We start from the raw sequence: 11,360 nt of genomic DNA on the forward strand, positions 1-11,360 counted from the left end.
CCGTCGAACCGCGGGGAGCGCGAGCGTGATCGGTGTGTTCGCGGGACCGGCCCAGCGCGGTGACGCCGCCGACCTCGCCGGTCTCCTCGGTTCCGACGCCGTCGTGCCCGACGGTCCGGTCAAGCCCGCCGCCTTCACGCTCTGGTCCCGCCTCGGCGCGGCCGTGTTCTTCCTCGACGCGGGCTCCGCCGTCCGCCTGATCGCGCCTCTGTTGCGGGGCAAGGACTCCGACCCCGCCGTGGTGTGCGTCGACAAGCACTTCGTCGTCGCACTGGCGGGGGACGCGGACGACCTGACCCGGCACGTCGCGGACGTGCTGAACCTCGCTCCCGTCGTGACCGGCGGCCCGCTGATCGACTCGGTGCTGGACGAGCTGGTGGAACAGCTCGACGCCACCGCGGACGGCGACGTCGCGGCGTGCGTCGCGGCCATCGACGCGGGCGAGAAGGTCGTGCTGCGCAACCCGTTGAACTTCCCGCTGCCCGCGCTGCCGCCCAACGTCGTGCCGGGCGGCGAGGACGCGACGTGGGTGATCGTCGTCGACGACCGGGCCGCCGCCGCGAAGGACAACGTGCTGCGGATCGTGCCGCGCACGCTCGTCGTGGGCGTGGGGTCGACGCGCGGTGCGTCCGCCACGAGCGTGGGCGCGGCCCTGTCGGAACTGGACGCCCAGGGCGGCCTGGACCTGCGCGCCATCAAGGCGTTCGCGACGGCGGACGCCAAGGCGGACGAGCCCGGCATCGTGGACGCGGTGGAGGACTGGGGTTTCTGGCACGGCGACACGGCCGAGCTGCTGACGTTCCCGACCGAGGAGCTCGCCGAGATCGGCGTGCCGAACCCGAGCTCGGTGGTGCGCAACTCGATGGGCACGGCGAGCGTCGCGGAGGCGGCGGCGTTGCGCGGCGCGCGCCAGGTCGGGCTGGGCGCGCCGGTCGAGCTCGCGGCCGAGAAGTTCAAGCGGGACAACGTGACCGTGGCCGCGGCGCGGGTGCTGCCGCGCGGCCGGCTCGCCCTGGTCGGCCTCGGTCCGGGACCGGCGGAGCAGCGCACGCCGCGCGCGGAGTCGGAGATCCGGCGGGCCGCGTTCGTGGTCGGGAGCCCGGAGGCGGTCGAGTCCGTCGCGTCGATCCTGCGGTCCGGCACGGAGATCCGCCACGAGGGCGCGCACGAATTGGCCGAACGTGGCGCGGCGGTCGCATTCGTCGCTTTCGGAACCGGACCAACGCTGGACATTCCGGTCGAAGCCGACGTAATTGTTGTTCCCGGAGTCTGGGAACGCTGATGGTTTTCCTTCTTTCGTAGGGTTTCCGGCGAAGTTTTGCCGATTAGCGTCGCCATGCACACGGCCCACCCTGCTCGGGCCCGAAGCACTGGAGACCGACATGAGAGCCCGTCGTCTCGTCGCCGTCGCCTGCACCGCGGGCGTCGCACTGTCCCTGCTGACCGCCACCGCCCAGGCCGCCGCGCCGAAGGAGGGCCTGCGCCTGCTGGCCGTCCGCGACTCCCTGACCGCGAAGCACACCTGGTACGAGCAGACCTACGACGGCAAGGCGGTGCTCGGCGCGTACTACGTCGAGCACGTCGACAAGGCGACCGGCGAGAAGACCGTGGACGACGGCCGGCTCGCGGTCGGGGCGGTCGACGTGACGCCCGCCGTCAGCGCGGAGACCGCCAAGTCCAAGACCGCCGGTGTGCCCGAGGGCGCGGACCTCAAGGTGCTGCCGGGCACGGGCCTCGTCTACGAGGTGATCTCCGACAATGGCAAGGGATCCGAGCGCACGCTGGTGCACGCGGAGTCCGGCGCGGTCGTGCGGTCCGAGAGCCTGGTCAAGCACGCGAACGGCACCGGCAAGGTGTTCAGCCCGAACCCCGTGGTGTCGCAGCAGAACCAGAACCTCAAGGACGCCAACGACGCCGACTCGGCCGTGCCCGCCGCCGCGTACAAGACCGTCACGCTGTCCGACCTGGACGGTTCCGGCTACCTCAAGGGCAAGTACGCCACGGTCACCGGTGCCAAGGGCAAGCTCGCCTACAACAAGAGCAACAAGTTCGAGTACACCCGCGCCAACGACTACTTCGAGCAAGTCAACGCCTACTGGGGCGTCACGGAGGCGCAGAAGTACATCCAGAGCATCGGTTTCACGAACGTCAACAACGAGCCGCAGAAGATCACCACGCTCGGCCTGACCGACGACAACTCGTTCTACGACCCGTCGAAGGACCAGATCACCTTCGGCACCGGCGGCGTGGACGACGCCGAGGACCTCGAGGTCGTCTGGCACGAGCTCGGCCACGCGATCCAGGACGCGCAGGTGCCCGGTTTCGGATCCAGCACCGAGGCGGGCTCCATCGGTGAGGGCTTCGGCGACTGGTGGGCGCTCATCCTGTCCTCGCGCGACTCGCAGGACACGGCGCTGACCCCGCTGGCGTGCATCATGGACTGGGACGCCACGGCCTACACGACCGAGACGCCGCACTGCCTGCGCCGCACGGACACCGAGCTGAAGTACGCCGACCGCAACGGCGAGGTGCACCACGACGGCCAGATCTGGTCGCGGGCGCTGTTCGACGTCTACCAGAAGTTCGGCCGCGACAAGTCCGCGAAGATCGTGCTGGAGTCGCAGTTCTCCTACGCGCCGTCGACGTCGTTCTCCGCCGCGTCGAAGGCCGTCGTGGCCGCGGCGAAGAAGCTCTACGGCGACACCGACGCCGCCACCGTCCAGGCCGCGTTCACGGCTCGCGGCATCGCCTGAGTCAACCGTCAAGTCGGACATCTCCGACTAATGGCGGTTACGCCACCGAATCCTCGCCGGTGACGCTGTGTGGGCTAGTGCTCCACCCCCTGCACTCACAGCGTCATCGGGAAGGACTGGCAACATGGCGAAAACCCTGCATCGCCTGATCGTGTCCGTCGTGGTGTCCGCGCTCGCGAGCATCTTCTTCACCGCACCGGCGGCCAACGCCGAGGACGTCTCGCCGATGATCGTCGGTGGCACGCGGGCGAGCACCTCGACGTACCCGTGGGTGGTCTACCTGGCCTCCACCTCCGGCTCGCAGTTCTGCGGCGGCACCCTGGTGAAGACCAACAAGGTCGTCACCGCCGCGCACTGCGTGGCCGGCCGTTCGGCGTCCAGCACCCGCGTGGTGCACGGCCGTGACGACAAGCAGAGCACCGCGGGCACCGTCGCGTCCGTGACCAAGATCTGGGTGCACCCCAGCTACACGACCGCGACCGCCGGCTACGACGTCGCCGTGCTGACGCTCGACCGCAACATCAGCTCGGCGACCCTGCCGCTCGCCACCGCGTCGGACACCGCGCTCTACGCGGCGGGCAACTCCGCGCTCATCCTCGGCTGGGGCACCACGTCCTCCGGCGGTTCGGCCTCGCGCTACCTGCTCAAGGCCAACGTTCCGCTGACGTCCGACTCCACCTGCAAGACGGCGTACCCGCAGTACAGCAACAGCTCGATGGTCTGCGCGGGCTTCCCGCAGGGCGGCACCGACACCTGCCAGGGCGACTCCGGTGGCCCGCTGGTCTACGGCGGCAAGCTCATCGGTGACACGTCCTGGGGCCGCGGCTGCGCCGGCGCCGGCTACCCCGGTGTGTACGGCCGCATCGCGACCTACAACTCGGTCATCACCGCTCAGCTGTAAGCCGTCTCGGTTGCAGGGTGCGTGCCGCGGCGCGCACCCTGCACTCATGTCTGACCTAGAGGCAATGCCGGAAGACTGGTCGAGCGCGCTGGTCGTCGTCGCTCACCCCGACGACATGGAGTACGGCGGTGCGGGCGCCATCGCGCGTTGGACCGCACAAGGCAAGAAAATCGCGTACCTGCTCGCGTGCCGTGGTGAAGCCGGCATCGACTCGATGGATCCCGCGGAGTGCGGACCGTTGCGGGTGGAGGAGCAGATCGCGTCGTGTGCGGTCGTCGGCGTGACCGACGTCGAGTTCCTGGACCACCCCGACGGCCTCATCGAGTACGGGATCCCGTTGCGGCGCGACATCGCCGGAGCCATCCGACGGCACCGGCCGGAGGTCGTGATCACCGGCAACTTCCGCGAGAACTGGCCCGGCGGCGGTGGCCTGAACATGGCGGACCACATCGCCGTCGGCCGTGCCGCGGTCGACGCCGTGCGGGACGCGGGCAACCGGTGGCTGTTCCGGGACCTGGGGCTGGAGAAGTGGGACGGCGTCAAGTACGTGGCGGCGGCGTCCTCGCCGTCGGCCACCCACGCCGTGGACATCACCGACTCGTTCGACGCTTCGGTGGCATCGCTGCGCGCCCACAAGGCGTACCTCGACGCGTTGAGCGGCGACATGGCCGACCCGGAGCCGTTCCTCAGGCGGATGGCCGAGGGCGTGGGGACGCGGTTCGGGGGCGTCCTGGCGACCTCGTTCGAGCTGTTGCCGCTGTGACCATGTTCCCTTCGGCTGGACACGGCGGGTCGCGTGTGGATGCTTCTACGCATGCCCTTTGAACAGCACTACCTGGCCGGCCTCGACCTCCGGGGCCGGCGCGTCCTCGTGGTCGGCGGAGGCACGGTCGCGCAGCGCCGGCTGCCCCGGCTGATCGCGTCCGGTGCCGTCGTCGACCTCGTGTCGCCCGTCGTCACACCCGCCGTCCAGGGCATGGTCGACGCGGGGGAGCTGACGTGGCACGAGCGCCTGTTCGAGACCGGTGACGTCGAGGGCGCGTGGTACGTGGTGGCGTGCACGTCCGACGCCGAGGTGAACGCGCGTATTTCGGAGGAAGCGCTCTCGCAGCGCGTGTTCTGCGTGCGCGCGGACATCGCCGTCGAGGGCACGGCCGTCACGCCGGCCAGCGGGATGCACGACGGCATGATGATCGGCGTGCTGGCCGGCGGCGAGCACCGCCGTTCGGCCGCGGTGCGCGACGGGCTGCTGGCGGCGTTGCGCGACGGCCGCATCGCGGACCAGGCGGAACCGCCCGTGGGCGTGGCACTGGTGGGCGGCGGCCCCGGCGACCCCGAGCTCATCACCGTGCAGGGCAAGCGCTTGCTGGCGCTGGCGGACGTCGTCGTGGCGGACCGCCTGGCACCCCGCGAGCTGCTGGAGGAGCTGCCCGCGCACGTCGAGGTCGTGGACGCGGCGAAGATCCCCTACGGCCGCGCGGCGACGCAGGACTTCATCAACCAGACGCTCGTCGACCGCGCCAAGGAAGGCAAGTTCGTCGTCCGGCTCAAGGGCGGCGACCCGTACGTCTTCGGGCGCGGCTTCGAGGAGCTGCTGGCGTGCGCCGAGGCCGGCATCCCCGTGACCGTGGTTCCCGGCGTGACATCCGCGTTCGGCGTGCCGGCGTTGGCCGGTGTGCCGGTGACGCACCGAGGGGTGGCGCACGAGGTAGTCGTCGTCTCCGGCCACGTGGGCCCTGACGACCCCCGTTCGCTCGTGGACTGGTCCGCGATCGCACGCCTGCGCGGCACCGTCGTGCTGATGATGGCCGTCGAACGGGCCGGTGCGTTCGCCACGGCGTTGATGGAAGGCCGCCCCGGCTCGACCCCCGTCGCCGTCGTCCAGGAGGGCAGCACGTCCGCCCAGCGCGTGCTGCGGTCCACTTTGGACTCACTGGCCGCCGACATGGCCGAGCACGCGATCCGCCCGCCGGCGATCATCGTGGTCGGTCCGGTCGCGGACCTCGAGCACTCAACGACCCAAGGCTGAGCAACCCGACCGCGGTGCGTAGCGCGACAGCCGCGTACCACGGCGCCGACAGCCCGAAGCGGTCGGCGACCAGTCCGCCCAGCAGCGCGCCGACCGGCTGAACACCCCAGGTGAGCAGGGTCTGCGCGCTGCTGACGCGGCCGAGCAGTTCCGGTGGTACGACGCGCTGCCGCAGGCTCGCGGTCGCCACGCCCCACACCGCCGTGCAGAACGAGCTCACCACCGCGAACGGCGCGACCGTCGCGAGGTCGTGGGCGAGCATGGCGATTCCCAGCCACATCAACGGAATCAGCACCACGGTCACGACGACCGCGTGCTGAAACCGGGCCAGGACCCGTTCGGCCGACAACGCCCCCGCGACCCCGCCGCACGCGAGCGTCGCGAGCAACGCCCCGAAGCCGGCGTTCGTCAGCCCGAGCCTCTGCCGGGCGAACAGCACCAGCGTCGCCATCGTCATCGCGATGCACAGGTTCGTCGTGGCCGAGACCGCGGTGACGGTGCGCAACGTCCTGTGCGCCAGCAGCCACCGCAGGCCCTCGCCGATGTTCGGCCTGGGCAGCGGCTCCCGGCGCGGAGTGCGCATCCGCGCGACCAACACCGCCGCGACGGCGAATGTCAGCGCGTTCGCCCAGAACGGCGCGGGCACCGCGATCGCGAACAGCAGTCCGCCCAATGGCGGGCCCGCGAACTGCAACGCCACGGCCTGCGACGCGAACAGCCTGCCGTTCGCCCGTTCCAACAGATGGCGCTCCACCGTGGCCGTGATGAGCGGCTGACCCACGGCCCGTGGCACGGTCTCGGCAGCGCCGATCAGGAACGCCATGCCGTACAGGAACACGATGTGCGCGCTGTGGAACACCGCGAGCACCGACATGAGCACGCACTGGACCCACAGTGCCGTCAGGAGCAGGCGCCTGCCGTCGTGGCGGTCCGCGGCCGCTCCGGCCGGGAGCGAGACCAGCAGCCAGGGGAGCGAGCCGAAGAAGCCGGCGCCGGCGATGAGCTTCGGGTCCTGGGTGAGGGTGGTGACGAGCAGCGGCAGCGCTGCCAGGAAGATCCCGTCGCCGAGAGCCGAGACGGAGCTGCCGCTCCACAGCAGGTACCAGTTGCGCCCCATGCGGCACCCTACGCGTTCAGCGGTTCTCCGGCCTTGCCCTACGCTTTCGAACCGTGCTGGTGCTGCTTCCCCCGTCGGAGACCAAGGCGACCGGCGGCGAGGGCGCGCCGCTCGACCTCGACGCGCTGTCGTTCCCCGAGCTGAACCCCGTGCGCGACAAGCTCGTGTCCGCGCTGGCCGACCTCGCCGCCGACGTCCCGGCGAGCCTCAAGGCGCTCGACATCTCCGAGCGCCAGGTCGACGAGGTGCACCGCAACGCGGCACTGCGCACGTCCGGCACGACGCCCGCGCTCCTGCGCTACACCGGCGTGCTCTACGACAACCTCGACTTCCCGTCGCTGAGGAAGGTCGAGAAGGAACGCGCCTACCAGCGGCTCGCCGTCGCGTCGGCGCTGTTCGGGGCGGTGCGCGGCGGGGACCCGGTGCCCGCGTACCGGTTGTCCGGCGGCAGCGCGCTCCCGTCGCACGGCAGCCTGCGGACGGTGTGGAAGCCGGCGCTGGAACCGGTGCTGCGGGAGGCCGACGAGTTCGTCGTCGACCTGCGGTCGGGCGCCTACTCGAGCCTCGCGCGGATCCCGCACGCCGTCGTGGTGCGGGTGGTCACCGCCGAGGGCAAGGTCGTCAGCCACTTCAACAAGGCGCACAAGGGGCTGCTGGCCCGCGCCGTCACGACCGCGAGCGCCGAGCCGGGCGACCTGAAAGGCCTGGTCAGGCTCGCGAAGAAGGCCGGGCTGACGATGGTCGTGACCGGCGAGAGGTCCGCGGACCTGATCACGGGTTAATTCGGTTGCGGCCGGTGGGGGTCGCAGGGCAGTCTTCTGCCTCGAAGCGTCGAGGCTGGATCGAGGAGGTGCGTGATGTCAGAGCCTGTCTTTGGACGTGGCACCGCACGCGCGACCCGTCCAGCCGCCCTTCGCGCCTGATCAGCACCGTTTGATCGCAGAGCGCCGGCAGGGCGGTCACCCTTCATTCCTCTTGGGAGACCCCACCGTGCGCGAGCACGATCTTTTCGAGCGCTACGAATCCACTTTCGACGACGCCGACACCATGCGGCGCAAGGGAAAGCGCGCCAAGCGCACCGACGACGCGGAACCCACGCGCCGCGGCCGCATGACCGAAGAAGAAAAACTGCGGATCGCGCGGCTGCGCGAGGACCAGCTCCACACCGCGGACACCCCGGAGGACGGCGACCGCTGGTCCACCTGGGGCGACGCGGAGCAGGGCCCGAAGCCGCACCCGAGCTGGCTCGTCACCGAGCTGGCCGCGGTGGACCGCGAGCTGGGCATCGTGAAGACCGGCAAGGAGGCGGACGTCTTCCTGCTGGAACGCGCGATGGGCGAGAGGGCGTGCCTGCTCGCCGCCAAGCGCTACCGCAGCAACGACCACCGGATGTTCCACCGCGACGCGGGATATCTGGAGGGCCGCCGGATGAAGAAGTCCCGTGAGACGCGGGCCATCGCGAACCGCACCGCGTTCGGGCGCAACCTGATCGCGGAGCAGTGGGCGGTCGCGGAGTTCTCCGCGCTCGCCCGGCTGTGGCAGATCGGCGCGCCCGTGCCGTACCCGGTGCAGCGCAGCGGCACCGAGCTGCTGCTGGAGTTCATCGGGGACGACGAGGGCACCGCGGCACCGCGGCTCGCGCAGACCCGTCCCGACGAGGACGAGCTGCTCGACCTGTGGCGTCAGCTGGTCGAGACGCTGACGACGCTCGCCGGCGCCGGTCTCACGCATGGCGACCTGTCCGCGTACAACCTGATGGTCCACGACGGCAGGCTGGTCGTGATCGACCTGCCGCAGGTGGTCGACCTCGTCGCGAACCCGCGCGGCGCGGAGTTCCTCGACCGCGACGTCCGCAACATCAGCGGCTGGTTCGCCTCGCGCGGCCTCCCGCCGGAGCTCGCGGACCCGTCCTCGCTGGTCACGACGTTGCTGGACGTGGCGGGGATGTCCTGACGCACGAGTGCGCCCGGCAGTGTCCAACAACACGGCCGGGCGCGCAACGCGTTGGCGGAGATCAGCTAGAATGAAGAAGCACCGATGAAGGCTTGACCGCCGTTGACCGGTGCGTCCACTACTCATCACGGCGTGACCACCACGCCGGGCCCGTCCTTGTGAACTGGCACCGCGGCACTCGCGGGGCAGCCTTGAGACGTGCCATGTCTCGGAGGTTTGTTTTGCCATCAATGTCCGAAGGTCGTTCCGAGCGCTCCACCAGCCGCAGGTCACCGCGGCGCCGCTCGGGTCGCCAGGGCAACTCCTCGCGTCCGCAAGCGCGGGTCGAGGAACCGATCGTCGCCGAGCACTTCGAGAGCACGCTGCCGGAAGGCCCGCTGCCCTCGTTCGCCGAGCTCGGCCTCTCCGACGCGCTGATCCGTTCGCTCGCCGCCAACGAGATCACCGAGCCGTTCCCCATCCAGGCGGCGACCCTGCCCGACTCCATGTCGGGCCGTGACATCCTCGGCCGCGGCCAGACCGGCTCCGGCAAGACGCTGGCGTTCGGCCTCGCGATGCTGACCCGCCTCGCGGGCGGCCGCTCGCAGCCGCACAAGCCGCGCGGCCTGATCCTCGTCCCGACCCGCGAGCTCGCGATGCAGGTCGAGACGGCCCTCATGCCGCACGCCCGCTCGCTGGGCCTGTGGTGCCGCGTCGTCGTGGGCGGCACGTCGTTCCCGCGCCAGATCGACCACCTGCGCCGCGGCGTCGACCTGCTGATCGCCACGCCGGGCCGGCTGTCCGACCACGTCCGCCAGGGGACCTGCGACCTGTCCGAGGTCGAGATCACCGCGCTGGACGAGGCCGACCAGATGGCGGACATGGGCTTCATGCCCCAGGTCCGCGCGATCCTCGACCTGACCCCGCAGGACGGCCAGCGCCTGCTGTTCAGCGCCACGCTCGACGGCGACGTGGACAAGCTGGTCCGCCAGTACCTGCACGACCCGGTGACGCACTCGGTGGCCCCGCCCACCGCGAGCGTCACGACCATGGAGCACCACCTGCTGTTCGTGTCCGCCGAGGACAAGCAGAACGTGGTGACCGAGGTGGCCGCGCGCGAGGGCCGCACGATCATGTTCGTGCGCACCAAGCACCACGTCGACCGCCTGGCCAAGAAGCTGCGCTCGGTCGGCGTCCACGCCGGCGCCCTGCACGGCGGCAAGGCCCAGAGCGCCCGCACGCGGGTGCTCGGCGAGTTCCGCGAGGGCACCACGCCCGTCCTGATCGCCACGGACGTCGCCGCCCGCGGCATCCACGTCGACGACGTGTCCCTGGTCGTCCACGTCGACCCGCCGGCCGACCCGAAGGACTACCTGCACCGGGCGGGCCGCACGGCGCGCGCGGGCCAGTCCGGCACGGTCGTCACGCTGGTCACGCACGACCAGCGCCGCGCGGTCCAGGGCATGGCCGCCCGCGCGGGCATCCGCCCGGAGAGCACGAAGGTGCGCCCCGGCGACGACGACCTGGTCCGCATCACCGGCGCCCGCACGCCGTCCGGCGAGCCGATCGTGGAACGCGAGAAGCCCGCCCGCCGCAGCGGCGGTTCCGGCCGGCGCTTCGGCGCCCCGGCCACCGGCGGCCGCGGCGAGTACCGCGGCGGCTCCGGCCGTCGCACCGAAGGCGGGGAGTTCCGCGGCGGCCCGCGCCGCACGGAGCGCTCCGAGGCCGGCCGCGGCTTCGGCCGCACGGAGCGGACCGGTCGTCCGCGCCGCGCGCCGCAGCACTGACGAGCAACACCGACAGACGGTCGAAGGCCGCCTCCCCGCACGTTGGGGGAGGCGGCCTTCGCCGTGTTCGGGATGTGCGTCGGTGGGGGAGCGTGCGGGCTGCGGAGGTGAGGCGCTGAGCAGGGCGCCGCTTCGGGGTGCGGTGGCAGGCGACGCGGTGCGGGTGGGGAGGCGCCGCAGGGCGGGTTGCGAGCCGCCACGGAGTTGGATTGTGAGGCGCATGCCGTGCGCGCGAGGTGCCACGGTGTGGGGTGACCGAGGTGGGGCGCGAGGCGCGGAGGTGGGTTGCGCGGCGCCGCAGTGAGTGAAGGGCTTGCCGTGGGGGCGCGGGGCCTTGCGGTGCGGGTTGCGAGCCGCCGCGGTGTGAGTTGCAGGCCGACACGGTGTGAGTTGCGAGGCGCCGCCGAGTGGGTTGTTAGTTGCCGCGGTGTCGAATGAGAGGCGCCTGCAGCGCGGCTGCGAGCCCCTGCGGTGTGGGTTGAAAAGCGCCTGTCGTGCGGGTGCCCTGGGCCGCGGTACGGGTTGCGGGTCGCCGCGGCGTGGTGCCTGCCGTGCGGGCGCAAGGCCGTGCGGTTCGGGGTGCCGGTTGCCGCGATTGTGGGCTGCTAGGCACCTGCCTGCGGGCGCGATGCTTTGCGGCGCGGGTTGCGAGCCGCCACGGCGTGGCTGTGGGGCGTCTGTCGTGCGCGTGCGAGGAGCCACGGCGGGCTTTGGCAGGCGTTGCGCGGTGCGCGTCGGTGTCTGCCGTGCCCCTTGCCGCGTGGCCGCCGACCACCTCACCCGGAGGCGAGGCTGTCGGCGAACCTGGCCGGGCGCTCCCGGCTCGTCGGTCAGGGTGCCT

The 11,360-nt window shown here is 71.5% G+C and carries 9 protein-coding genes; 8 read left to right on the forward strand and 1 reads right to left on the reverse strand.

Going from position 1 to position 11,360, the window contains the following annotated elements; all coding sequences use genetic code 11:
- Positions 1 to 25: 25 nt before the first annotated feature.
- The 5 genes from VF330_RS13585 (at position 26) to cobA (ending at position 5,683) form a co-directional block, all read left to right on the forward strand.
- Positions 26 to 1,282: a cobalamin biosynthesis protein gene (locus VF330_RS13585; RefSeq protein WP_330851923.1), complete on the forward strand. Its 1,257-nt coding sequence runs from the start codon at positions 26 to 28 to the stop codon at positions 1,280 to 1,282.
- Between the two features lie 100 nt (positions 1,283 to 1,382).
- Entirely contained in the window at positions 1,383 to 2,753 is a 1,371-nt protein-coding gene (locus VF330_RS13590; protein WP_330851924.1) for a M36 family metallopeptidase, read from the forward strand.
- Positions 2,754 to 2,877: 124 nt separating this feature from the next.
- Positions 2,878 to 3,654 (forward strand): serine protease, encoded by a 777-nt coding sequence (locus VF330_RS13595; protein ID WP_330851925.1) that lies wholly within the window; start codon positions 2,878 to 2,880, stop codon positions 3,652 to 3,654.
- 46 nt (positions 3,655 to 3,700) lie between these two features.
- Positions 3,701 to 4,417, forward strand: a complete 717-nt coding sequence (locus VF330_RS13600; RefSeq protein ID WP_330851926.1) for a PIG-L deacetylase family protein — start codon at positions 3,701 to 3,703, stop codon at positions 4,415 to 4,417.
- 51 nt (positions 4,418 to 4,468) lie between these two features.
- Positions 4,469 to 5,683 carry a uroporphyrinogen-III C-methyltransferase gene (gene cobA, locus VF330_RS13605; RefSeq protein ID WP_330851927.1) on the forward strand — a complete coding sequence of 405 codons (1,215 nt, stop codon included), beginning with the start codon at positions 4,469 to 4,471 and terminating at the stop codon, positions 5,681 to 5,683.
- Here cobA and VF330_RS13610 read toward each other — a convergent pair.
- Complete coding sequence (locus VF330_RS13610) at positions 5,631 to 6,800, reverse strand: MFS transporter (protein WP_330851928.1); 1,170 nt, start codon at positions 6,798 to 6,800, stop codon at positions 5,631 to 5,633. The two genes, cobA and VF330_RS13610, sit on opposite strands and share 53 nt — an antisense overlap.
- A 53-nt stretch (positions 6,801 to 6,853) precedes the next feature.
- On the opposite strand from VF330_RS13610, the gene yaaA reads away from it, so the two are divergent.
- From yaaA to VF330_RS13625, 3 genes are all read left to right on the forward strand, one after another.
- Positions 6,854 to 7,582: a peroxide stress protein YaaA gene (gene yaaA / locus VF330_RS13615; protein WP_330851929.1), complete on the forward strand. Its 729-nt coding sequence runs from the start codon at positions 6,854 to 6,856 to the stop codon at positions 7,580 to 7,582.
- Positions 7,583 to 7,790: 208 nt separating this feature from the next.
- A complete protein-coding gene (locus tag VF330_RS13620; RefSeq protein ID WP_414675374.1) occupies positions 7,791 to 8,753 on the forward strand; it encodes a serine protein kinase RIO in 963 nt (320 codons plus the stop codon).
- Positions 8,754 to 8,983: 230 nt separating this feature from the next.
- Positions 8,984 to 10,519: a DEAD/DEAH box helicase gene (locus VF330_RS13625; RefSeq protein ID WP_330851930.1), complete on the forward strand. Its 1,536-nt coding sequence runs from the start codon at positions 8,984 to 8,986 to the stop codon at positions 10,517 to 10,519.
- Positions 10,520 to 11,360 lie beyond the last annotated feature (841 nt).

It is taken from the genome of Lentzea sp., from assembly GCF_036380075.1.
In the GTDB taxonomy this organism is placed as follows: Bacteria; Actinomycetota; Actinomycetes; order Mycobacteriales; family Pseudonocardiaceae; genus Lentzea.